The 22,763-nt window shown below is 57.0% G+C and carries 19 protein-coding genes and 1 pseudogene; 14 read left to right on the top strand and 6 right to left on the bottom strand.

Features of this window, described 5'->3' with window-relative positions; translation table 11 throughout:
- Positions 1-87 precede the first annotated feature (87 nt).
- The 4 genes and pseudogenes from AC72UB_RS10075 to AC72UB_RS10060 form a co-directional block, all read right to left on the bottom strand.
- A pseudogene (locus AC72UB_RS10075) lies at positions 88-297 on the bottom strand (ATP-binding cassette domain-containing protein); the annotation flags it as partial.
- Positions 298-308: 11 nt separating this feature from the next.
- On the bottom strand, positions 309-1,247 hold the full coding sequence (locus AC72UB_RS10070; protein WP_505189660.1) for an ABC transporter permease: 939 nt from the start codon (positions 1,245-1,247) through the stop codon (positions 309-311).
- Positions 1,248-1,250: 3 nt separating this feature from the next.
- A complete protein-coding gene (locus tag AC72UB_RS10065) occupies positions 1,251-2,264 on the bottom strand; it encodes an ABC transporter permease (RefSeq protein WP_505189659.1) in 1,014 nt (337 codons plus the stop codon).
- Between the two features lie 119 nt (positions 2,265-2,383).
- On the bottom strand, positions 2,384-4,030 hold the full coding sequence (locus AC72UB_RS10060) for an ABC transporter substrate-binding protein (RefSeq protein ID WP_505189658.1): 1,647 nt from the start codon (positions 4,028-4,030) through the stop codon (positions 2,384-2,386).
- 139 nt (positions 4,031-4,169) lie between these two features.
- On the opposite strand from AC72UB_RS10060, the gene AC72UB_RS10055 reads away from it, so the two are divergent.
- Positions 4,170-5,330, top strand: a complete 1,161-nt coding sequence (locus tag AC72UB_RS10055; RefSeq protein ID WP_505189657.1) for an alpha/beta hydrolase family protein — start codon at positions 4,170-4,172, stop codon at positions 5,328-5,330.
- Between the two features lie 424 nt (positions 5,331-5,754).
- Here the strand turns inward: AC72UB_RS10055 and AC72UB_RS10050 are convergent, their stop codons facing one another.
- Entirely contained in the window at positions 5,755-7,038 is a 1,284-nt protein-coding gene (locus AC72UB_RS10050) for a M24 family metallopeptidase (protein WP_505189656.1), read from the bottom strand.
- A 193-nt stretch (positions 7,039-7,231) separates the two neighbouring features.
- Here AC72UB_RS10050 and AC72UB_RS10045 point away from each other — a divergent pair, with 193 nt between their 5' ends.
- From AC72UB_RS10045 to AC72UB_RS09990, 12 genes are all read left to right on the top strand, one after another.
- Complete coding sequence (locus AC72UB_RS10045; protein WP_505189655.1) at positions 7,232-8,215, top strand: amidohydrolase family protein; 984 nt, start codon at positions 7,232-7,234, stop codon at positions 8,213-8,215.
- Positions 8,216-8,387: 172 nt separating this feature from the next.
- Positions 8,388-9,356 (top strand): NAD(P)-dependent oxidoreductase, encoded by a 969-nt coding sequence (locus AC72UB_RS10040; protein ID WP_505189654.1) that lies wholly within the window; start codon positions 8,388-8,390, stop codon positions 9,354-9,356.
- Between the two features lie 26 nt (positions 9,357-9,382).
- The gene (locus AC72UB_RS10035; protein WP_505189653.1) at positions 9,383-9,829 is read left to right on the top strand and encodes a DMT family transporter; all 447 of its coding nucleotides are present in this window, start codon (positions 9,383-9,385) and stop codon (positions 9,827-9,829) included.
- A 16-nt stretch (positions 9,830-9,845) separates the two neighbouring features.
- Positions 9,846-10,934: an alpha/beta hydrolase family protein gene (locus AC72UB_RS10030; protein WP_505189652.1), complete on the top strand. Its 1,089-nt coding sequence runs from the start codon at positions 9,846-9,848 to the stop codon at positions 10,932-10,934.
- 4 nt (positions 10,935-10,938) lie between these two features.
- The gene (locus AC72UB_RS10025; protein WP_505189651.1) at positions 10,939-12,243 is read left to right on the top strand and encodes a M24 family metallopeptidase; all 1,305 of its coding nucleotides are present in this window, start codon (positions 10,939-10,941) and stop codon (positions 12,241-12,243) included.
- 68 nt (positions 12,244-12,311) lie between these two features.
- Positions 12,312-13,301 carry a thiamine pyrophosphate-dependent dehydrogenase E1 component subunit alpha gene (locus AC72UB_RS10020; protein ID WP_505189650.1) on the top strand — a complete coding sequence of 330 codons (990 nt, stop codon included), beginning with the start codon at positions 12,312-12,314 and terminating at the stop codon, positions 13,299-13,301.
- A 10-nt stretch (positions 13,302-13,311) separates the two neighbouring features.
- A complete protein-coding gene (locus AC72UB_RS10015) occupies positions 13,312-14,295 on the top strand; it encodes an alpha-ketoacid dehydrogenase subunit beta (protein WP_505189649.1) in 984 nt (327 codons plus the stop codon).
- The gene (locus tag AC72UB_RS10010) at positions 14,295-15,326 is read left to right on the top strand and encodes a biotin/lipoyl-containing protein (protein ID WP_505189648.1); all 1,032 of its coding nucleotides are present in this window, start codon (positions 14,295-14,297) and stop codon (positions 15,324-15,326) included. The genes AC72UB_RS10015 and AC72UB_RS10010 overlap by 1 nt, the downstream gene beginning before the upstream one ends.
- A gap of 9 nt (positions 15,327-15,335) precedes the next feature.
- The gene (locus AC72UB_RS10005; RefSeq protein WP_505189764.1) at positions 15,336-16,766 is read left to right on the top strand and encodes an NAD-dependent succinate-semialdehyde dehydrogenase; all 1,431 of its coding nucleotides are present in this window, start codon (positions 15,336-15,338) and stop codon (positions 16,764-16,766) included.
- 182 nt (positions 16,767-16,948) lie between these two features.
- Positions 16,949-17,677 (top strand): 2-oxo acid dehydrogenase subunit E2, encoded by a 729-nt coding sequence (locus tag AC72UB_RS10000; RefSeq protein WP_505189647.1) that lies wholly within the window; start codon positions 16,949-16,951, stop codon positions 17,675-17,677.
- Positions 17,678-17,711: 34 nt separating this feature from the next.
- Complete coding sequence (locus AC72UB_RS09995; RefSeq protein ID WP_505189646.1) at positions 17,712-18,188, top strand: (2Fe-2S)-binding protein; 477 nt, start codon at positions 17,712-17,714, stop codon at positions 18,186-18,188.
- A gap of 2 nt (positions 18,189-18,190) precedes the next feature.
- Positions 18,191-20,293 carry a xanthine dehydrogenase family protein molybdopterin-binding subunit gene (locus AC72UB_RS09990; protein WP_505189645.1) on the top strand — a complete coding sequence of 701 codons (2,103 nt, stop codon included), beginning with the start codon at positions 18,191-18,193 and terminating at the stop codon, positions 20,291-20,293.
- A gap of 15 nt (positions 20,294-20,308) precedes the next feature.
- Here AC72UB_RS09990 and AC72UB_RS09985 read toward each other — a convergent pair whose 3' ends face one another.
- Positions 20,309-21,532, bottom strand: a complete 1,224-nt coding sequence (locus AC72UB_RS09985) for an MFS transporter (RefSeq protein WP_505189644.1) — start codon at positions 21,530-21,532, stop codon at positions 20,309-20,311.
- A gap of 1,126 nt (positions 21,533-22,658) precedes the next feature.
- On the opposite strand from AC72UB_RS09985, the gene AC72UB_RS09980 reads away from it, so the two are divergent.
- Positions 22,659-22,763, top strand: a 105-nt coding sequence (locus tag AC72UB_RS09980) for a transposase (RefSeq protein ID WP_505189763.1), incomplete at its 3' end; no start/stop codon positions are given.

The following is a 22,763-nucleotide window of genomic DNA, read 5'->3' as shown; positions in this document are numbered from 1 at the left end:
CGCGCAAGACTGGCATCCCTCACCGCCACAGTCGGGGCACTGGACTTGCGGCCGGAAGGTGATTTCTCCACCTGCCACGATTCCGGGCGGCATGGGAATAAGCCGCATGAAGGCTCGGCCTGTGACGCTTTTTCCGCAGCCAGTCTCACCAACGAGACCAAGTGTTTCACCGTCCCTGATATCAAAGTTCACTCCGTCAACAGAGTGAACCCTGCCTCGCTTAGACTGGAAGTGGACCCTTAGGTCTACCACCGAGGCGACCGTCGCCTGACCCGGAGTTACTGCGGGGATTTTCATCTTTTCGATAGTCATCGTCCCGCCTCCGTCCGCGGATCAAGCACATCACGGATCCCATCACCCACTAGGTTAAAGGCCAGCGCCCAAAGAAAGATCATCAGTCCAGGGAATGTAGACGCCCACCACCGGCCCGAGGCGATACCAGACTGGCCCTCAGACACGAGCACGCCCCATTCGGCGATCCCAGACTCCGCAAGTCCAATGAAGGAAAGAGTCGCCCCCAAGAGCACCACGTTGCCCATGTCGAGTGTTGCCTGAACCGTCACTGGTGTTATCGAATTTGGTAGGATGTCGCGCAGATAGATGTTCAGCGGCTTGTCTCCGATGGCACGCGCGGCATCGACATAATCGCTATTCTTTACGATCAGGACTTGCGATCGCATGATGCGCGCAAATTTCACCCAGAAAACGAGGCTGAGCGCGATGATGATGTTCGTGAATGACGGCCCGAGAAAGGCGGCAATCGCCAGCGCGAAGATCAGTTCGGGAATGGCAAGAAGCACATCCACGATCCGCATCAGAACCTCGTCGATCCAGCCACCCATCATTGCGGCAAGGCTGCCGACGATCGTGCCAAAGACGACAGCAAAGCCGACAACTATCACGGACAACTGAAGTGAAGTCCTACTGCCCCAGATGATGCCGTACAGCACATCCCCACCTTCATTGGTCGTCCCAAGGAGGTAACCCGGTGTTCCCGGTGGCATGCGCACAGCCGCCCAATCGCGAGGCATTTGGTAGGGGTCAGGCTCGTTCGGCACAGTAAGCCAGGGTGCAAAGATGGCCATGAGGATCAGCAAAACGATGATAATGAGACCGAACAGCGTTGTCGGGTCTGAGACCAGACGTCTTGCAAGGTCCTGACTGCGGCGCATGCGAACCTGAAAAGCGGTTGTTGGCAGCTCGTTACGACCGTGCTCAACATGACCGGCGGGGGGAACATCACCCATCGCTTAACCTCCCAATACGACGCGGCGGTCAAGGTGGGCATAGACCACGTCGACCACGAGATTGACTGTCAGGAACAACACGCTGGTAAACAGAACATAAGTCATAATGGTCGCCTGATCTCCGCGGACCACGGAATCAGCCATCCAGAGCCCAAGACCGGGCCAAAGGAAAATGATCTCGGCGGAGATGGCCCCTTGCAAGAGGAAGCCGAATGTCAGGCCAATCACAGTAACAGTCGGCACCAAGGCATTGCGCCGTGCGTGCCGCTTAAGGACGAGACGTTCTGGCAGCCCCTTCGCTCGGGCAGCGTCAACGTAATCTTGCTGAAGTTCCTCTACCAAAGCAGAGCGCATCATGCGCGTGATGATTGTCGTTGCGCCAAAGCCCAGCGTCAGCGCGGGCAGGATCAAGTGCCAGACCGCATCCGCGAACGCCGTGGCGCTTCCGGCCAAGAGAGAATCAATCAGGTAAAATCCTGTCGGGTGTTCAATGCTCGCCCAGATGTTGGGATCGCTGCGACCGATAGGAAGCCACCCGAGATGAGCCCAGAAGACGATGAGGAGCACAATACCAAGCCAAAACAGCGGCAAGCTTGATCCCGCAACCGAAACAACACGTATGATGTGATCAGGCAGCTGATTTCGGTGCGCACCAGAATAAGTACCCATCCAGAGACCAAGGACTACGGCAACAAGGCCAGACGCAATCGACAGTTCCATGGTGGCGGCGAACTTGGCGGGGAAAACTTCTGCCACCGGCGCCGAAGCAATTCCGGACCAGCCAAAGTCGCCCTGAAGGACACCCCAAGCCCAGTAAAAATACTGCACAGGCAGTGATTTATCGAGATGGAAGCGCTCAGCAATCAGCGCAACTTCTTCGGCTGTCATTTCGTGAGAAAGGTAGATGGCGATGGGAGACCCAGCCACCCGCGTCAGCAAGAAGACGATGACCGACACGCCTATAACAAGAAACGGTAGGATCAAGAGCCGCCGTATGATGTAGTCACGAAGCTGCATTTTGCAGTTGTCCTGTCTTTAGATCGTTGAATGGGAACACAGACGACCACGCATATAAGCTTGGTCCATTCAGAAAAAAATCAGGGCATCCGGAATAAGCCGGATGCCCTGAAAAAGGATTACTTGTCGAAAATCGCGAACTTCAGGCTCGGGCGAGGCCAGAGCGGCTGCATGGCAAAGCCCTGAACGTAATCACGGTAAGCCATCACGATTCCTTCCTGTGCACCGATGACCCACATTGGGTCTTCGAACGATAGACGCTGCAACTCTGCATAGATCGCCGCCCGCTTGGTCACATCAAGTTCCAAAGATCCCTGATCAATCAACTCTGCGATCTTGTCGGCGTTCTTGTAGCCATTACGCATACCATGTACGGTACCCCACTCTCCATCGGGATGGATATAGGCCGCGAAGTAGGCATGCGGGTCGGCGGCAGGATCGCCATTCTTAGCCCACATAGCATATTGCAGGGGTTCTTGGACCAAGGCATCGTCGAAAACCGACTCGGCAACGGCGAGCACATTGATCTTAAACTTGGGGTTCAGGCTTTCGATGGAATCCTTCAACACCAGAGACATCAGGGCAAAAAGGTTGCCTTCTTCAGTGATGACCGAGACCGAGAAGCCTTCATCCCAGACGCCAGCCTCGCGGAACAGGGCTTCTGCCTTGGCAAGGTCGGTGGTGTAGACGGGCGCTTCAGGATCGTACCCGAAAAGACCGATCGGCATGTAATGCGGCATCGGCGCGCCGTACCCGCCCAGAGGCCCATTGATGAAGCCCTCGTAGTTGAAGGCATAGTTGAATGCCTGCCGGATCCGAGGATCGTGGAAGAAGTCGACCGGGATGGTGTCTTCCGGAGGCAGTGCTCCTTCGGGGATGTTGAGGTTGAAACCGATGTGCAGCGGCTCAAGCAGCAGCCCTTCGCGGAAGATGTTCACACCTTCTGCACCTTCGATGTCAGCAATGAATGACGGATCGGTTTCGATGACGTCATACTCCCCGGCGCGCAGCCCAAGCACACGGATGTCGGGGTTGGCGCCGATATCAATGCGAACATCAAGCTTTGCAGGCTCGCCCCAATATCCATCAAAGATTTCAAGCTGCAGGTTCTCGTTCCGATTCCACGCAGCCATTTGATAAGGGCCGGTTCCGACAGCGCTGTCGGTCAGAAACAGATTCGGTTCGCCAGCGACCACCCCGCCATTGGCGGCAATAGCGTCTTCGCTGATAACAGAGGCAACCATCGCAACAACAACCGAGTTCAGGAAGCCTGCGCTCGGTTCTTTGAGGGTCACTTGGAAGGTGAAGTCATCCACAACCTCAGTTGACGCGACGATGTCGCTCAACAGGCTTGCGTTGCCTTCTGGCAATGCCATCGTCATGGCGCGGTCCCATGAGACCTTGACGTCGGACGCCGTCAGTGGCGTGCCATCATGGAACACCACACCTTGCCGGATCGGAAACTTGTAGGTCAATCCGTCCGCGGAGATCATCCCATTTTCGATTGAGGGGATCTCAGTTGCCAATGAGGGAATCAGCGTCGGGCCGTCGGTCGCGAATTCAAGCAACCGGTCATAGACCTGAAGGATGATTGTTTCGCCCCCTTCACCCGGCTCTACTGCGGCCGGGTCAAGCGTGCTCGGCTCGTCATCGGCGGCATAAACAAGCAGCCCCGGATTCGGTACCTCTTGTGCATGGGCTGGCAGCCCAGACAGCAGTGCCAAGATGGCAACTGCTGAGTACCCTATTCTTTGATCGTGTTTCATTAGATCTCCTCCCTATGTTGCGTGACCTTTACGGCCTCTTCCATTTATGCAATCGATTGCTCACACGCTACACAGCCAAAATGGCGTTGTCTACGAGAAGATGCACCGCAGCCGCTCGACCTTAAAAAAGGACCAAAGAATGTCTGAACCCGATCTTTTGGACTTTGTGCCCGATGAGAACCCGTTTGCCGTCGTGAAAGGCGGGTTCTACCGCCGTTGGCTTTCGATGATATCCGACCTCGGTGAACTGAAAGAGATCGTCGGGAATCTTACCGGCACGACAGAGGATCTGTGGATCCCGCCATGGCGTGCCGCGGGCCAGCGCCACGAGGCCGAGGGTGATAGGCTGGTTGCCGCGGGTGACCTTATCGCGGCACGCAAGGCTTACTTGCTTGCAAAGACCTACTTCGCAATCGCGCGATTTCCTGGGGAAATTACCCCTGCCAAAGCCGACGTTAGCGCAGATTGCGCGCGCGCTTACCGCAAGGCTTGCGAGCATCTCGATCCTCCGCTTGAGGTGCTGGATCTAAAGCTTGAGGAGCAAACGATCCGAACTCATTTTCGGGCGCCTAAGTCCGATCGCCCGGTCCCTGCCGTGCTCATCATGTGTGGGTCTGACGTGTTTAAGGAGGATCGTGGCTGGGCGGCAGAGATGGCTCTGGCAAATGGACTGGCGTCACTTGTGATGGACGCACCGGGCACGGGTGAGAACCCATTTCCTTGGGAACCCGAATCGGTTCGTGCTTGGGTCGCGGCTCTTGACGCGCTTGCCGCACGCCCTGAGGTCGACCCAGAGAGAATCGGCGCATTCGGGCTTAGCAGAGGTGGGTACTCCGTCATGCAGCTTGCGGGCACAGCGCCCGACAAGGTTCAGGCTGTGGTCGCGGTTGCCGGACATCCCTTCGGCTACCGCATGACACCTGCCGAAATGTCGACCTATGTCGAGGCCCGCAGTCGCCGGGCGGTCCATAACTTTGGACAGCCAGGGGGGCCACCGTCTTTTCCGGTCTGGTCCGAAGAACATGAGAACCGTATCTTTAAACGCTGGGCCCTTTCAGAGCTCGGCCTGATCGATCGGATCACGATGCCGGTCCTGATGATCAACGGCAAGCGAGACCATCTCGCACCGATCGGCAACATCTACTTCATGTTGGAAGGAGGACCCGTGGCCGGTAAGGAAGTGCGCGTATATCCCGATGCCGGACATTGCGCCTTTGAACATTCCCGCGAATGGGCGCCTGCGTCCTTCGCATGGCTAGCTGACAAGCTGGGCGGACCTACACGGCGAGGCCCTGACTAAGGTTTGGAGACAATCAAGTCTGCCAAATGACGTTCATGGTTGATTCGAACCTTTGGTCGCGGGTTCTGAACCTCACCAGTTCTTCAGTCGGCAGCAGTCACGTGTCCTGAAGTTCCCGTTTCGCAGGCTTCGACCTAATGCGGCATGGGATGCTTTTGGCATATGGTCGCGCGGATGACGTCCGCAGGTTCGATGACAGCGTGGTGGTCGGCGCGCCCCGATGGCCGACAAATCAGCTGGGTCGTAGCGCGGCATTGGTCAAAATGCGTCTGGCACTCCGAGATTTCGGCGTTTTTAGGATTGAAACGTAGAATGGCTTCACTGTCCGCCAGCCACCACGATCGAGTTAAAATCCAAAATTCCGCCTGCATTCCCCCCAGCAAGAGTGGGTAATGCATCCTTACGCAGGTTCATGCGTTGTTTCTTAGACGACGGTCAATTCGAGTGGCCATTGGTCAACGCATTCGTGGCCGTTCTCTGTGACGATGACGGTGTGGCCGACAAACATACCCATGCGGCCGTCTGCCGCGATGGGGTTGGGTTCAGGCATCAGAACCATTCCCGGCTTCAGGATTTCTTCATAGTGATGAACGTCGGTTCGTTCGACATAGACGTGCGGACCGTCAGACACAAAATCGATGCCATGCACCAAGATTGGACGTGACTGTACGCCCATCTGCCTGAAAAATGAGCCAGCCTTACGCATATCTTCAACCGGCCGCCCCGGTTTGATGGCCTCGACGACACGTTCATAGCCCGGCTTCGCAATCTCATCCCAGAATTTGCGAATGTCATCTGGAGGGGTGCCCAGACAGATCGGCTGGCCAATCTGAGCAGAGTATCCCCGATACCCAGCGGCGAGCTCCATAAGGATCATGTCACCTTCCGACAACTTGCGCCACGACGGTCGCGGGTTGCCAAAGACCAGAGCCGGGTCTGCCATAGGTGTCGATCCAATGATGATAAAGTCGATGTCGCCACCGCCTTCAAGAATCGCGGCCCCCGCCGCGGCGCGGAGTTCCACCTCGGTCACGCCAGGGCGGGCACGGTCTGCAATCGCCTGCATTGCGTTGGTGCAAAGGCGCCCCGCTTCGCGCACACAATCAAGTTCTTCGGCGCTGTGAACCGAAAGTAGTTCGTGCATCATCTTTTGCGTGAACACGAATTCGGCCTCGGGCAGTGCCTGTTTCATGGCTTCGTACTGGTTCACTGGCAAATAGTCCCCGTGCCGGGCGTCAATTTCCATGAATCCGATTCGGCCACGTTGAAAACCAAGTTCGACAATCCGCTCGGCCATGACTTCGCCATAGTGGCCGTTTCTGCTGGACCTGACATCGGTCAAAGCGACCGATGTTAAGCGGCGAACGGCTTCGATGTGCGTACCTCCCATGCCATAGACCAGTGTCGGCTCTCCTTCTTTGGGAAAAACGACATAGGCTGCAAGGGCATGCCATTCCCAATGCCCGGACAGCCAAAGCATGCCACCACCAAAACTCCAGTGGCTGGGCCCGCCTGGGCAGATCACCACATCTAGATTTAGTTCCTGCATCTTGGCGCGCAGCGCGGCAAACCGGCGTTCATACTCGGCACGCGAGAACTGCGGATAGACGGCATCTCGGAAATAGGGCGTGTCCCGCATGGTGTTGAACACTTTGTTCTTGTCCAAATTGCTTTGGATTTGTTCCCAATGGGGCGAAGTATATGCCATGCAAGCTTCCTCCTGTTGAAAGGCCCACACTGACCGCGATAAGCAGCGCTTTACCTTTACTATACTGTTGTGCAATCGTTCGCATAGTGTCAACAGTTCGCTATCTCAATCTTTCAGCTGCCCAGGTCTTCAGATTGGGTCAGCCTCGTTGGCTCCCACATTGATCCGCCCACATGCCCCAAGGAAATCGACCATGACGACAGCTTCGACGCCACATTCCCCAAGTGCTCCGGTCATCGCTCTCGAAGAACACTTTATGCACAGCAGCCTGTCCGACCATTTTCCGGCGGCGGCACTGGCGCAGCCAGCTTCGATAAGTGACAGGCTGTTCGACTTTCTCGGCATTCGCATCCGGGAAATGGACGAAGCTGGAATTGACCGGCAAGTCCTTTCTCACCAATCACCGGGAAGCCAGCGCTTGCCCTCGGATATCGCAGTTTCCGTGTGCGAAGCCGCAAACAATGCGCTCGCCCAAATGATCAGCCAAGCACCCAACCGCTTTTCAGGTTTTGCCATGATCCCGACGACGGCCTCGGCCGAGGTGGCCGCAGACGAATTGCAACGCGCCGTCGAGGAACTTGGCCTCGTCGGCGGAATGATCCATGGGCAAAGTGCCGGACAATTCTTGGACGCGCCAAGCTTTTGGCCGATCTTTGCGCGTGCTGAACGATTGGGCGTACCGATATACCTCCATCCGGCGATGCCAGACAAAGGCGTTACATCCGCCTATTACGGGCCCTATGCGGAAAGCCACCCTGCATTTGTCCGTGCTGCTTGGGGCTTTGGTGTCGAAACGGGAACACACGCGATCCGGCTGGTTCTGAGTGGTTTGTTTGACAAGCATCCAGATCTTCAGGTGATTCTTGGCCATTTGGGCGAAGGTATCCCGTTCTTTTTGTCGCGAATCGATGAAGCTCTGTCTCGGCCAGGCAATGCCCCGGTCAATTTTGCGAAGGTGTTTCGATCAAACTTCCACGTCACCACGAGTGGGGCGTTCTCCGATTCAGCACTGCGCTGTTGCCTTGAGGAGTTGGGCGTGAGCCGTCTGCTTTTCGCCGTGGACTGGCCCTATGTGCGCAACACCGATGGGACGGCATGGATGCAGGGTTTTGACCTGCCGGTAGAAGACAAAGCTCGCATACTGGGCGGTAACGCAACCAAGCTATTGCGGCTTTAGGGCCGCAAAAAGCTGCAACCGCAGTTTTGCATCTTTGGCGCCGCGAAACGGCCGTTCTCACGAACATCTTCCTTGGGCGTTGACGGGCTCCAAATTGTTCTGCTAAGGATCAAGCAATCGATTGCACAATTCAAAGCATCTGTGCAAAATGCTCTTAGGGGAGAAGAATGAAATGGCGAAAATGACGATTGGCTGGATTGGTATGGGAAGAATGGGTTTCCCTATGGCTGAACGCCTTTGTAAGGCCGGACACGAAGTGCGGGTCTGGAACCGCACTGTTGCGAAGGCAGAGCCGTTGGTCGCCAAAGGGGCCACAATCGTCCAAAGCCCGCGAGATCTTTCGAACGTAGATATTGTTTTCACGATGGTATCGACTGGGAAAGACCTCGAGCAGGTGCTGTTCGGGCAGGATGGTGTCCTGACCGGGGACCGTGTGCCGTCAATCTTCGTGGACTGCTCTTCTATTTCTGTCGAGCAATCTGCAGACTTCCGCAAGCGTATCGCAGCACGGGGGGCGCAGTTCGTGGCTGCCCCGGTAAGCGGCAACGGGAAATGTGTGAAAGCTGGCAAGCTGAGCTCTGTGACGTCTGGGCCGCGCGAGGCGTTTGAGCGGGTGGAGCCCCTGATCGAAGCAATTGCACCGGCTGGCGTATCTTATGTGGGCGAAGGGGAATTGTCGCGCTTTTGCAAGATCGCACATAACGTCTTCTTGGGTGTCGTTATGCAGAACTTGGCGGAGATCACAGTTCTGGCGGAGAAGGCCGGCGTGCCGAGACTCGATTTCTTGGACTTCATGAACAATTCCGTCATGGGGTCGGTTTTCACGCGTTACAAGACCAACGCCATCGTCAATCTTGACTGGACGACCACCTTTACAGCGGAACTGCTGCGCAAAGACCTTGATCTTGGTCTCTCCGCAGCACGTAACCTTGGTGTACCGGTTCCTGTGACCGCTGCCACGCGTGAAGCGCTTCAAGCGCATTTTGGGATGGCGACGCTCACGGCGGATCCTGAAGCCTATTTGCAGCAAGACTTTGCTGCGATCATGGAAACCGTTGCAACCCATGCAGGCCTCACGCTGAAGAGCGAGAACCAATACTACCCAACAGGTCTCGAGGTCCCGGCACAGGCGGCGGAATGACCGGTGCTCGGCAAGGAATAGGCACGATGGGTGCGGCACTCTATATGTTGGCGGCCCTATTGATCGGTGCAGCCTCTTCGATTCAGCCAGCCGTGAATGCAATCCTTGCCCGGGCGATCGGCAACCCATACGGCGCGACAGTCGTGTCAGTTTTCGTCGCATTTTGTACGATCTTGTTGATCAGCCAAGTCACTGGACGTGGCCAGATCACGCCCAGTGTTTTGGCCAGCTTGCCTTGGTGGGTCTATCTTGGCGGTGTCGTTGGAGCGGTGTTAGTTGCTTCGGGCGTCATAATTGCGCCCGTGACGGGGGCGCTTCTGTTTTTCATCTTGATCGTCGCGGGTCAGTTGCTCGGGGCGATGTTGATGGACCATCTGGGCGCCTTTGGCCTTGCCGTTCGTGAAGTGTCATTTCTCCGCGTCTGCGGATTTCTCTTGGTGCTTGTCGGTGCCGCAATGGTTTTGCGTGGATAGCCAAAAAGGATCGAACATGAGCGCCCCGAATTCCAGTGCCCGCGACAGCAGAATCGAACAGGCTTCTGCGCATTGGTCACATCGTATGGTGACCAACGGCGTCCCGTTGGCGGATTTTCAAGATGTGACGGGAACGATCACGTCCTGGAACGACTGGTGTAGCGCGTGGGTGGAACGCGGCGGCTTGCACGAGGGCCTTGGCCGGAATGCGCTGGACGAAGGCAGGACGCTGACTGCTGGCGAACATCTGACAACTGCCGCCGCTTGCTACCATTTTGCAAAGTTTTTGTTCGTCAAAGATCGTGACCAGATGCGGATCGCCCATGAAAAGGCAGTGTCTTGCCGGACGCTCTCTCTGCCTCATCTAGTTCCGCAAGGCGAACGGGTCGCCATTCCCTATGACGGGCAAATCCTATGGGGCAACCTGCGAAAGCCGGTTGGCGTAGCGCGCCCGGCAGTGGTGGTCATGGTCATGGGGCTTGATTCCGCCAAAGAGGAAATGCACTCGAACGAGGCAGTTTTTCTTGCCCGTGGGCTTGCCACACTCGCCTTTGATGGGCCTGGGCAGGGTGAGGCTGAGTATGATTTGCCTATCTGCCCCGAATACGAACGCCCAGTCGCTGCTGTAATCGATTGGATTGAAGGGCGAGATGATCTGGATTCAAAGAGGGTTGGGCTCTGGGGTGTGAGCCTCGGTGGTTACTATGCCCCGCGGGCTGCGGCCTTCGAACCGCGCGTCAAGGCGGTCGTGGCGCTGACAGGTCCTTTCAACTTTGTTGAAACCTTTGGTCGTGCCCCCGAACTGACACGTGAGGTCTTTGTTGCGCGCAGCTTTAGCCAGACCGAAGAGGAGGCGTTGGCTGTAGCTGCGCGTATGGATCTTGGCGAAGTCGCCCATCGCGTCACCTGCCCCATACACATCGTGGGTGGGCGACTTGACCGAGTGGTGCCGCCTGATCATGCTGAAAGATTGGCGCGTGCGGTCTCGGGACCCGTGACCCTGACAATGGTCGAGGATGGGGCGCATGTCGCCAACAACCGACCGTACAAATACCGCTCGCAGACGGGCGACTGGATGGCACGCGAATTGCGCGCCGTGACATGAAAGGATGCATCTCATGAACGCACTTAAACCCCGTATCTTGCAGCCCGGTGACATGGACCCCAACTGGCGGTGGGACAAGCGCCTGCCCGCAATGGGGCATATGGCGGTCGACTTTGAAAAGCGAGTGGACCACGATCGACTGCGTCGATACCGACTGAGCCGCGCCAAAGATGCGCTTAAGAAGTCGGGCTGCGGCGCTCTTTTGACTTTTGACGTCAACAATATCCGCTACATCTCCGGCACCAAGATCGGGGAATGGGAGCGAGACAAGATGTGCCGCTTTGCCCTTTTGGCCGCTGATGAAGAGCCGTATGTCTGGGATTTCGGGTCCGCCGCCGTTCACCATCGGCAGTATTGCGACTGGCTGGATCCTGAGCGGATGCTTGCTGGCGTGGTCGGTATGCGTGGAACGATTCCGCCATCCTTCGGCCTGATGAAGCGCTATGCTGAAGAAATCTACGGTCTTTTGAAGAAGGCAGGGGTTGCGGACATGCCGGTGGGCGTGGACTATGCTGAAACAGCCATGTTCTTCGCCCTGCAAGAAGCTGGGGTCAAGGTAGTGGACGGTCAGCAGATCATGCTGTCAGCGCGCGAGATCAAGAACGTCGATGAGATCCATTTGCTCAACCAGGCCGCCAGCATGGTCGATGGCGTTTACCACATGATTTGGGAAGAGCTAAAACCGGGTGTCCGCGAGAACGAGATTGTCGCGATGGCCAACAAGATGCTCTACGACATGGGCTCTGACGACGTTGAAGCGATCAACGCCATCTCGGGCGAACGCTGCAACCCGCACCCGCACAACTTCACAGATCGTCTTTTCCGGCCCGGTGACCAGGCGTTCTTTGACATCCTGCAAAGCTATCAGGGCTATCGCACCTGCTATTACCGCACCTTCAATATCGGCCGTGCGACTCCGTCGCAGAATGACGCCTATGTGAAGGCGCGCGAATGGCTGGATGCTGCCATCGCCACCATCAAACCGGGTGTCACAACTGACAAGGTTGCTCAAGTCTGGCCGACCGCCGAAAGCCTCGGGTTTCCGAACGAACTTGCGGCCTTCGGCTTGCAGTTTGGACACGGATTGGGACTTGCGCTGCATGAGCGGCCGATCATCAGCCGCGCTGTCAGCCTTGAAAACCCGATGGTGATTGAGACGGGCATGGTCTTCGCGCTTGAGACCTATTGCCCTGCCACCGACGGTTATTCCGCTGCTCGGATCGAAGAAGAAGTTGTCGTTACGGACAAGGGCTGCACTGTGATCAGCCTTTTCCCGGCTGAAGAGCTTCCAATCGCCAACCGCTACTGACACCTTGCTGGACCGGTTGTTGGGTTATGTACCTGCATCCGGTCCACGCCTGTGAGAAGGAAAGAAACATGGCCGCCCCGCCCGAAGCGCAGGTCCCGAATGCCGCCGAGTATCTTCGGATGTACCGACAGATGGCCCGGATACGCACTTTTGAAGATCACGCAAACCAGCTTTACCTTGAAGCGAAGATGCCTGGTCTGACCCACATGTATTCTGGACAAGAAGCGGTTGCCGTCGGCATTTGCGAAGCGTTGCGCGTATCTGACAAGATCACATCGACCCATCGCGGCCACGGCCATTGCGTCGCAAAAGGCGCCAATTTCCGCGAGATGTTCTGCGAGCTTCTTGGCCGGGTCGAGGGATACTGCCGCGGCAAAGGGGGCTCGATGCACATCGCCGACCAGGCGAACGGCAATCTCGGCGCCAACGCGATCGTTGGTGGCTCTGCCGGGATCGCGACTGGAGCTGCGTTCTCAGCAAAAAGACTGGGCACAGGCGATGTGGCGGTCTGCTTCTTTGGTGATGGCGCGCTTGGGCAGGGACTGCTTTATGAATGCATGAACATGGCCGCGCTATGGAAACTCCCCGTCATTTATGCCTGCGAGAACAACTTGTACGGCGAATACACCCGGACTGACGAACAGGCGGCAGGCGAACTCGTTGCGCGTGCGCAGGCCTTCGGCATTGAAACGCACATCGTTGACGGGCAGGACGTGCTTGCGGTCAACGCACTGGCGACCAGCCTCGTAGCGCGCGCGCGGGCGGGAGAAGGACCGTTCTTTGTTGAATTGCGGACCTACCGTTATTTCGGACACCATGTTGGCGATATCAATCGCGAGTATTACCGCTCCAAAGAAGAAGAGACCCTTTGGAAGACGGAACGCGATCCGATAACCAATTTCGGCGAATGGCTGAAAGGGCAGAAAATCGCGTCAAGCGAGGAGCTCGAGGCTATTCTAGCCGAGGTGAAGGCTGATGCTGGTGCCGCCGTTGCTTATGCGCTTGCCGCACCCTACCCGGACGCGGGCGAAGTCACCCAACACGTCTATGCGGCCTAAGGATCAGGAAATGCGTGAGATAACCCTGTCTAAAGCGGTCAACGAGGCCATCGCCGAAGAGATGCGCCGGGACCCGACAATTTTTCTGATCGGGGAAGATGTGGCCGAGGCCGGCACCCCCTTCAAGGTCCTTGCTGGTCTTGTCGATGAATTCGGCAAGGAACGCATCATCGACACACCAATTTCTGAGCCCGGTTTCATGGGGCTTGCCGTTGGTGCAGCGATGACGGGGTCCCGCCCCATCGTCGATCTCATGTTCGGTGACTTTCTGTTTCTGGTCATGGATCAGCTTTGCAATCAGGCCGCAAAGACACATTACATGTCGGGTGGCAAACTGAATGTTCCCCTCGTTCTGCGCACGAATCTGGGTGCGACACGCCGTTCTGCCGCTCAACATAGCCAGTCGCTGCATGCGCTTGTGGCCCATATTCCAGGCGTCAAGGTTGCCTTGCCTTCATCGGCTTATGAGGCAAAGGGCCTTCTCAAGACAGCCATTCGGGACAACAATCCCGTGGTCATCTTTGAAGACAAGCTCATGTACCAAGACAAGGCACCGGTACCGGAAGAAGAGTATCTTATCCCGTTTGGTGTCGCGGCGATTAAGCGTGAAGGCACTGACATCACGTTCGTAGCGACCTCGTCGATGGTGCAAGTCGCGCTCAAGGCGGCAACTTTGCTCGAGGCAGAGGGCATAAGCGCCGAGGTCATCGATCCCCGTACAATTGTGCCGCTTGACGAAGATACGATCTTAGCGTCCGTCCGGAAGACAAGCCGGGCGATTGTGATTGACGAAGGCCATCAGAATTTTGGCGTCACAGCTGAAATAGCTGCCCGTATATCTGAGAAATGCTTCTACCATCTGGATGCCCCGGTCCAGCGCATGGGTGCTATGGACGTCCCAGTGCCCTTCTCGCCTGCATTGGAAGACCTGACTGTGCCGACACCGGAATCTGTTGCCGCGCGTGCTAGGGCTTGCGTCAAGGGAGAGGTGTGATGGCGCAGACGGTCATCATGCCCATGCTTGGAATGGCGCAGGAAACAGGTGTCATTGTAAGTTGGCTCAAGGCCCATGGTGATGCCGTGCGCGCTGGTGAGCCGTTGATGGAAGTTGAAACTGACAAGGCTACGATGGAAGTCGAAGCCGCCCATGACGGCTATCTTGCCGACCTGCGCTATGGTCCCGGAGATATCGTTCCGGTAGGCGAAGTTGTGGCAATGATCCTACCTGATAAGCCTGACATAGCCGAACCTTCAACGCTGACATCTTCCTCTACAAAGCCGCAGGCACTAGCACCTGCGCCAGCCCCTGTTTCTGCTCCAGCGGCGGCACAAGCTCCTGCACCTGAGGTAACCTCCCCGATCCAAAAATCAGGGCCCATTTCGAACGCTGTCACAATCCCGAAAAAGCCGGGCCGTATCCTCGCATCACCCAAGCTGCGTCGCCTTGCGTTGGAACAAGGCCTTGACCTTGGCCGCCTCGCAACTGCTGGCCACCCAGAGCCCTATCACGTCTCGGACTTGAACCGACTTGCCGCGTTGCACGCCGCGCAGCCAGGGGCTGGCATAAACCGCGTCACCGCCACTGCATCTCACGACAACTTCACGTCCTTCCACGCATTGCTCAATTCGCAAACTGGCGAGGTTCAAAGGTCGGTCCTTTGGGCAGCCTTTGCGTCCGGATCTATTCGCGCGACGGACAATGCTGACGGAACCTCGATTGTCATTCGAACTGAGATGCTTTCTGACGCGCCTGCAACGATCTATGTCGACCCCGACCTTACCCCGTTGTCGAATGTCACTCCCAGCGAACTTGGGTCTGCTCCGACTTTGATCGTACGCGACTTGATCGATAGCCCGCTGGACGAACTTGCATTGGTGGCTGACACTCAGCCCGTTCTTTGTATCGCAGGGGCATACCGACTTACCCTCACCTGGCCCGAGGGCAGCCTATCGACCTCTGCTGCCATTGCTCTCATCATTGGCGTCGCGCGGCGAATTGAACAGCCGCTCCGCCACCTTCTGTAAAGCAGGCTGATCATGCATACCGATCTTTACATTAATGGCGAGTGGCGTCCGGCCTCGGACGGTGGACGTTTTGAGGTCTTCAATCCCGCTGACGAAACCAGTATCGCCACGGTCGCCTCGGCCACGATCGACGATGCCCGAGTGGCGCTGGACGCGGCACAAGCTGCCTTTGGCGCATGGGCCGCTCGATCACCCCGCGACCGCTCAATCATCCTGCGCCGAGCCTTCGACCTGATGTCGGCCCGTTTGCCCGAGTTTGCTCGTCTCATCACATTGGAGAATGGCAAAGGTCGTTCTGACGCTATGGGCGAGGCGACTTATGCTGCTGAGTTTTTCCGTTGGTTCTCGGAAGAGGCGGTCCGCAACGAGGGCTATATTGCACATGCCCCGGCGTCTGGCGCGCGGATCGTCGTTCAGCACAAACCCGCGGGGATTGCTGTCTTGATTACGCCGTGGAACTATCCGGCAGCGATGGGCACCCGCAAAATTGCACCCGCCCTTGCAGCTGGCTGTCCCGTGATCATCAAGCCAGCCTCTGAAACGCCGCTTACAATGCTTGCACTGATGCCGCTTCTAGAAGAGGCAGGGGTTCCTCCGGGCATCGTGCAGGTCCTGCCGTCACGTAACACCGGCGCTCTCGTAGACCATCTTTTGCACGACCCACGCGTGCGGGTTGTTTCCTTCACTGGATCCACCCAAGTCGGGCGAAAGCTACTTCAAGCTGCCGCAGACCAGGTTTTGAAGCCTGCGATGGAGCTTGGCGGTAACGCTCCGGTTATTGTCTTCGAGGATGCCGATCTCGAGGTCGCGGTACAGGGCGCCATGCTCGCCAAGATGCGCAATCTGGGCGAGGCCTGCACGGCTGCAAACCGATTTTATGTGCACGAGAAAGTGGCTGATGCCTTTGCAGAACGGTTCACTGCGGCGATGGCACGCCTCAAGATGGGCAATGGTCTTGATCCAGAGGTCGATGTCGGTCCGCTGGTGAATGCCGACACTCGTGACAAGGTTGCCGCCTTTGTCGACGACGCTGTGGCGCGGGGTGCGCGGGTTCTACTCGGTGGCAAGCGACCGAGCGGTAAGGGTTTCTTCTACCCTCCGACCGTTCTGACCAATGTTCCGGCAGATGCTGCTTGTGTGCGTGACGAGATTTTTGGACCTGTCGCCGCAATCCAGACTTTTGGCGATCAGGACGATGTTATCGCCCGCGCCAATGATACAGAGTACGGTCTTGTCGCGTATGTCTTCACCGCAGATATGAAGCGGGGAATGCAGGTCTGCGAACAACTTGATTACGGTATGGTTGGGTTGAACCGAGGGCTTGTGTCTGATCCTGCTGCGCCCTTTGGCGGAACCAAGCAATCAGGTCTCGGCCGTGAAGGCGGGCACGAAGGCATGCGTGAATTCCAAGAAACGCAGTATATCTCGGCCAACTGGTAGGCGTGATGAAAGAGGTGATTGCAAGTCCGTCCACGCGCATTCATGCCCTAAGACGGGGCGTGGACATAGAAGCCTTGGCCGTTCGGTTGGGTAGGACGACAATCACACGCGATGACATCGATCACAGCCTTCAGCCTGGGGCTGCGGCACCAAATGGATCGACACCCCCAACGGACTCAGGCATGTCCAAGTATTGGGACGTCGATCACGCTGCCTATGGCGCTGTTCGCGTAGAACCTCTCAGCCGCTTTGACCGTGTGGCGGCATCTAACCTGGCTGCTGCACACGCGACGATACCGGCCGTAACTCACCATGACCGCGCCGATCTAACCGAAATCGAAGCTTTCCGCGCCAGCCTGCGTCAAGACGCCTTGGCAGCGGGAGTTAAGCTCACGACTCTTTCCTTTCACGTTAAGGCGCTCGCTCGTACGCTTCGCGCGTTTCCGCGCTTTAATGCTTCCTTGACCCCAGATGGCGAAAACTTGGTGATTAAGGACTATGTTCATATCGGGATCGCTGTAGATACCCCGATGGGCCTTGCCGTTCCGGTGATAAGAAATGCTGACCAGCTTGGCCTATTTGCCATCTCTCGCGCGATCACAGATCTTGCTTGCCTAGCCCATGCGCGAAAGCTCCGCCCGGATGCGATGGGCGGCGCGTCGATGACAATTACGAACCTAGGAGGTATCGGTGGAACAGCGTTCACGCCGATCGTCAATCCTCCCGAAGTTGCCATTCTGGGGATCACCCGGACGGAGATCACCCCCGTTTGGGACGGTGCTACCTTTTGCCCGCGCCCTATGGTCCCGCTTGACCTGACTTACGACCACCGTGTGATCAACGGGGCCAGTGCTGCGAAGTTTTTGTCTCATTACGTGAGCCTTCTAACTGACCCGCGCCTGCTGGCATAACGCCCATGATCTCCCCCCGACAGGAGACCAAGAGATGAACAATGCTGTATCGTTTCGCCTGAACGGACAAAACGTCACGGTCAATCGATCAGACGATGCCCCGCTGGTCTATGCACTGCGGAATGACCTAGGCCTGAAGGCAACTCGATTTGGCTGCGGGCAGGAAAGTTGCGGGGCCTGCATAGTCTCTGTTGATGGCCAGCCAACCTACTCTTGCACGCGCCCGCTTTCTGCGGTTGCAGGCACGGATGTACTGACTGCCGAAGGGCTTTGCGAAGACCCGGTGGGCATCGCATTACTGGAAGCCTTCCGCGATGAACATGCCGGGCAATGTGGTTACTGCCTTTCAGGCATCTTGGTCAGTGCCCACGCTTTGCTGCGCGCCTGCCCGACCGCCGATCGGGCCGCCATCATCGCCGCGCTTGATGTCCATCTCTGCCGATGTGGGGCACATGGATCGATCATTCGCGCCGTTGAGCGCGCAGTTGCAAGGATCGGGGCGGAGGTGTGACGATGATTGCCGAACTTCCGAAAAGCATCTTGGATAATCCGCGTCTTGGGCAATGGATTTCGTTCGACATTTCCGGACGGGTGACTGTTCGAACCGGCAAGGTCGAACTGGGTCAAGGCATCCTGACGGCACTCGCACAAATCGTCGCAGATGAATTGGCTATCGGCATGGCGTTAATCGATATTGCTGCTGCAGATACGGCTCTTTCGCCTAACGAGGGGATTACGGCGGGAAGTCAGTCCGTAGAGATTTCGGGCGCCTCTGTTCGCCTGGCCGCAGCCCAAGCACATGCCGCGCTGATTGAGGCTGGGGCAAGACGCCTTGGGATCACGCCCGAGGCGCTGACCTCGCGCGACGGTGCGCTTTACCAAGACGGACTAGAGACTGGTCTGGATTTTTGGTCCGTCGCCGCAGACGTGGACTGGTCGCAGCTTATTCGCTCGGATGTCCAAACTCCCGGCTCCTCACGCCACCGCATCGTCGGTACGAACGCAATGCGGATCGACATGGTCGCTAAGATCGGGGCTGGCGGCTTCATTCATGACCTAGACCTACCGGAAATGCTCCATGCCCGGGTCATCCGGCAACCTTTCCGGCTCGCCCGTCTTGCCGATGTCGACGAAGCCCTTTTGAGCCGCCGCCATCCTGACATCTCAATCTTTAGGCAAGCCGATTTTCTTGCTCTGATCTCAAGAGATGAGTACGCCGTTGCTCGCGCCCAAGAGGCGGCCGACACGTTTGTAAGATGGGAAGAGATCGCTGGTCGCTGGAAGCCTGCAACCACTTCGGAACCCAAGGCCACCATCATTGGCCAGCCCCAAAACACCCCCTACGTCAATTCGAACCGGATCGTTGCCGACTTTGCGCGCGGCAATATTGCGCATGGATCCATCGGCCCGTCGTGCAGCATCGCTTTGCTGAACGAGGGCAGCTTGACAGTCTGGACCCATTCCCAAGGCATCTTTGCACTACGCGATCAAATTGCCCGCTGCCTCGGTCTGGACAAGGCGAATGTTCGGGTGATCCATGCACAAGGATCTGGCTGCTACGGTCACAATGGCGCGGATGATGCGGCCCTTGATGCAGCAATTATCGCGATGCACCAAACTGGCCGACCGGTCCGAGTTCAGTGGTCACGCGTGGATGAGCTTTCTCGAGGCCCGCTGGGTGCCGCCATGTCATCCCGGGTGGAGGCAACGCTTGGACTGGGTGGTCAGGTTTCGGAATGGTCGATGACGGTCCGCAGCGCCCCCCACGCGCAGCGGCCCGGTTCTGGAGGACACGTAAACCTAACTTCAGCCGAGGCGCTGAACGCTGCGTTTTTGCCGAATGCGGTGGAGGATCTCCCGGCCACAACCGGAGGCGGGGCGTCACGAAACTCGGTCGCGATCTACGACTTCGCGTATCAGCACGTGCAGGTTGAAATCGACACCAGCAGCCCCATCCGAACCTCGTCGCTCAGGTCGCTTGGCGCTTATCTGAATGTCTATTCGATCGAATGCGCGATGGATGAACTCGCCAGTCTTGCCGATGTTGATCCGCTTGCATTCAGGCTAAATCACCTCAGCGATCCGCGCGCGCGTGCTGTTCTGGAGGAGGTTGCTGCCATGTGCAACTGGCCTGATCAGAAAGCTCTGCGGGAAGGACGTGGGCGCGGAATCGGAATGGCACGCTACAAGGGTAAAGGCGCATATCTTGCAGCTGTCGCTGAGGTTAGCGTGGACGACGCCGTCCGGCTGGAGCGGCTCTGGCTCTGCCTTGATGCGGGTTACCTGGTCAACCCAGAAGGCGCTCGGAGCCAGATTGAAGGTGGCGCTCTACAGGCTGCAAGTTGGACCCTTAAGGAGGAGGTACGGCTTGAAGGCGACCGCGTTCCGGCATTTGACTGGGGCACTTATCCAATCCTTCGTTTCTCCGAGGTTCCCGAAGTCGAGACGCACTTCCTCGGGAACCGAAAGGAAGAGCCCCCCTTAGGAACAGGCGAGGCCGCGCAGGGACCGGTTGCGGCAGCTATCGGCAACGCTGTGTCGCAGGCGCTTGGCGTGCGAGTTCGGCGGCTTCCTTTGACCAGAGATCGCGTTGCTGAAGCCATCAACTTCGGCTGAACGGATGCGGCGCCCTTAGGTCAATCGCACCCGCCGCAAATCGGGAAAAACGCGCCACCATAGGGCGGCCGCCCCAAGCGTTACCACGCCACCCAAGGCGACCGCCGGTACTGTGCCGATCAAGACAGCCATGCTGCCCGCTCGAAAATCGCCCAGTTCATTGGATGCACTGATCGAGACCGAGTTTACCGCGTTCACGCGCCCGCGCAGGTCGTCAGGTGTCGCGATCTGCACCAGCGTCTGTCGCACGTAGACGCTGAACATATCTGTGGCGCCATAGATGAAGAGCGCCACCAGCGACACCCATAATACGTTGGACAGGCTGAAGACAACGATTGAAAGCCCGAACATGGCAAGGGCGAAGAAGAACAAGGGGCCCGATCTGCTCGTTGGCGCCATCGCCCCAAGCAAAAGCCCCATACCAAGACCTCCGATTGCGGGCATTGCTCTCATGACGCCCAAGCCCACTGCGCCGACGCCAAGAACATCCAAAGCAAACACAGGAAGTAACCCGGCGATCCCGCCGAACAGAACTGCCACAAGGTCAATGGAAATTGCGCCGAACACAATCGGCGTCCGGCGGATATGGCCAAAGCCGGCAAGCAGATGTGTCAGGCGGTCGGACGTTTCCAATTGTTTGGGCCGAGAGTGCTTTCGGATCATGGCGGCGCTTGCCGCTGCAGCGAGCGACAAAGCAAAAATGACAGCAAAGACCATGTTCTCTGTGAAGGCGATCAGCACGCCAGCCAATGCGGGGCCTCCAAGCTGCGCGACCCGGATGATGGTGGATGTCGCTGCAACCGCCTGGGCCCAGAGCGGTCTGGGAACGATGTCCGGCAATGTTGACTGCTGGGCGGGCTGCAGAAAGGCTTGCGCACCACCATGCACTGTCAGCAGAAGATAGACCGGCCATAGCAAGCCGTCGGGCAAAAGCAGGGCGAGACCGATCAACCCTGCACACATCGCTTGGGTCAGGCAGCAAATCCCGATAATCCACGTCCTGTCGTAACGATCTGCGGCGGCGCCAGCCCAAAGAAAGAGCACAAAGATTGGAAGGAACCGGAACAATCCCACAAGCGCCAGCGTAAACGGATCACCGGTCCTAGCATATAGCATCCAACCAACGGCGACGGTCAGCATCTGGGAGGCCGTCACACTTGACGCTCGGCTGAATGAAAAAAGCAGAAAGTCCCGATGCCTTAACAGCCCTGGCACATCTTTACCGTCGTCGTGCGTCATGCCGCGGTCCAATCACCAACCGAAACGGGAAACACTGCTCCCTAGTTGGAACTCATACTGCAATTCTTGAGAGGCTTCTACTAGGTCATGATGTCAAATAACCTAGCGACAGGCACGCAATCTTAAGTCGATTAGATCAAGGGATCTTTAACTCGTGTTCTCAGAGCATGTCACGAAACGCCAGACAGTTTGCGACCTATAAAGTGCCGCTTGACGAGGTTCAGGGGTCAGGGAAGCGTCTGGTCGAATGGAACTCGCAGCTTGCGGCACTCTCCCATCGTGATCACAGGTGCTGCACTGTGCGCCGCTAAACTTATCCCAGCATTATCAGAATTTTATCGACGATCAATCCGTTGAACTGCTTGCTCGGACATGTTGTCGCGCATCACCAAATCGAAGCCCAGATAGTCCGCAGTCTGGCTCGATGTGATCTCTGACTTGATTACAGGTCGATATGCCCGACGCGGATGTGAATCTTGGTCCTGAAGAATCTTGGACAGGGGCCTTGCTCACATTCACGTAAAAGGGGATGGGATGAACAAACTTTGTGATCAATTAGCGAGATTCTCCCAAGAAACTCGCAGCCAGTCAAAACTCCGTGAAACCTAATCAGATTTTAAGGAGACAAAGGAATCCTCGCAATACCAAGAAGCTTGCCAAGCGCATCAAGAAAACTAAAAATGATAAACTCGCCTTCCTTGAAATCGAACGGGATTAACTGCGAAAATGCATTGATATTGGAGAAGCTCGCCAAACTTTTAGAAGTGTATAGTACAAGAGTATTACAGCGCCATTTATGGATACCGCATGACTAGAAGACCCCGTAACTATTCAGGGAAACATTCGCACATAGCGCCCCAAGCGGGAGGCAATAAGCGCCTCTCCTCAGGATATTGGAGCAATTAAAGCAGAACAAAACTTGAGTGGCGTTCAATCTAGAACCATGACAAATGCGGCGCACAGTCGTGTGCTGAAAAGTTGTCACTCGGTTTTCTCATCATTGCCTCTGACAGTTGGTTAGTTGCCGTGACGCGTGAAGACAGTTTGAGCTACTCCCCGAAAACCGGACAGTGACGGAAGCTACGATCTGACGTCTGCTGGTCTCCAAGAACGAGGAGATCAGAACATGAAGAAACGCAGGAACCATGACGCGGCGTTCAAGGCGCGTGTTGCGTTAGAGGCGCTGAAAGGCGAGCGCACAGTGTCGGAGCTGGCAGCCGAATATGGTGTG

The organism is Allotabrizicola aquatica (SeqCode) (assembly GCF_965194375.1).
In the GTDB taxonomy this organism is placed as follows: domain Bacteria; phylum Pseudomonadota; class Alphaproteobacteria; order Rhodobacterales; family Rhodobacteraceae; genus Tabrizicola_A; species Tabrizicola_A aquatica.
The sequence above is the reverse complement of the archived record's forward strand: the minus strand, read 5'-3'. Positions and strand labels throughout refer to the sequence as shown.

Bases quoted from the DNA above. Each gene is read 5' to 3' on its own strand.
- AC72UB_RS10070 (WP_505189660.1), bottom strand. From the start codon at position 1,247: ATGGGTGATGTTCCCCCCGCCGGTCATGTTGAGCACGGTCGTAACGAG.
- AC72UB_RS10065 (WP_505189659.1), bottom strand. From the start codon at position 2,264: ATGCAGCTTCGTGACTACATCATACGGCGGCTCTTGATCCTACCGTTT.
- AC72UB_RS10060 (WP_505189658.1), bottom strand. From the start codon at position 4,030: ATGAAACACGATCAAAGAATAGGGTACTCAGCAGTTGCCATCTTGGCA.
- AC72UB_RS10055 (WP_505189657.1), top strand. From the start codon at position 4,170: ATGTCTGAACCCGATCTTTTGGACTTTGTGCCCGATGAGAACCCGTTT.
- AC72UB_RS10050 (WP_505189656.1), bottom strand. From the start codon at position 7,038: ATGGCATATACTTCGCCCCATTGGGAACAAATCCAAAGCAATTTGGAC.
- AC72UB_RS10045 (WP_505189655.1), top strand. From the start codon at position 7,232: ATGACGACAGCTTCGACGCCACATTCCCCAAGTGCTCCGGTCATCGCT.
- AC72UB_RS10040 (WP_505189654.1), top strand. From the start codon at position 8,388: ATGGCGAAAATGACGATTGGCTGGATTGGTATGGGAAGAATGGGTTTC.
- AC72UB_RS10035 (WP_505189653.1), top strand. From the start codon at position 9,383: ATGGGTGCGGCACTCTATATGTTGGCGGCCCTATTGATCGGTGCAGCC.
- AC72UB_RS10030 (WP_505189652.1), top strand. From the start codon at position 9,846: ATGAGCGCCCCGAATTCCAGTGCCCGCGACAGCAGAATCGAACAGGCT.
- AC72UB_RS10025 (WP_505189651.1), top strand. From the start codon at position 10,939: ATGCATCTCATGAACGCACTTAAACCCCGTATCTTGCAGCCCGGTGAC.
- AC72UB_RS10020 (WP_505189650.1), top strand. From the start codon at position 12,312: ATGGCCGCCCCGCCCGAAGCGCAGGTCCCGAATGCCGCCGAGTATCTT.
- AC72UB_RS10015 (WP_505189649.1), top strand. From the start codon at position 13,312: ATGCGTGAGATAACCCTGTCTAAAGCGGTCAACGAGGCCATCGCCGAA.
- AC72UB_RS10010 (WP_505189648.1), top strand. From the start codon at position 14,295: ATGGCGCAGACGGTCATCATGCCCATGCTTGGAATGGCGCAGGAAACA.
- AC72UB_RS10000 (WP_505189647.1), top strand. From the start codon at position 16,949: ATGTCCAAGTATTGGGACGTCGATCACGCTGCCTATGGCGCTGTTCGC.
- AC72UB_RS09995 (WP_505189646.1), top strand. From the start codon at position 17,712: ATGAACAATGCTGTATCGTTTCGCCTGAACGGACAAAACGTCACGGTC.
- AC72UB_RS09990 (WP_505189645.1), top strand. From the start codon at position 18,191: ATGATTGCCGAACTTCCGAAAAGCATCTTGGATAATCCGCGTCTTGGG.
- AC72UB_RS09985 (WP_505189644.1), bottom strand. From the start codon at position 21,532: ATGACGCACGACGACGGTAAAGATGTGCCAGGGCTGTTAAGGCATCGG.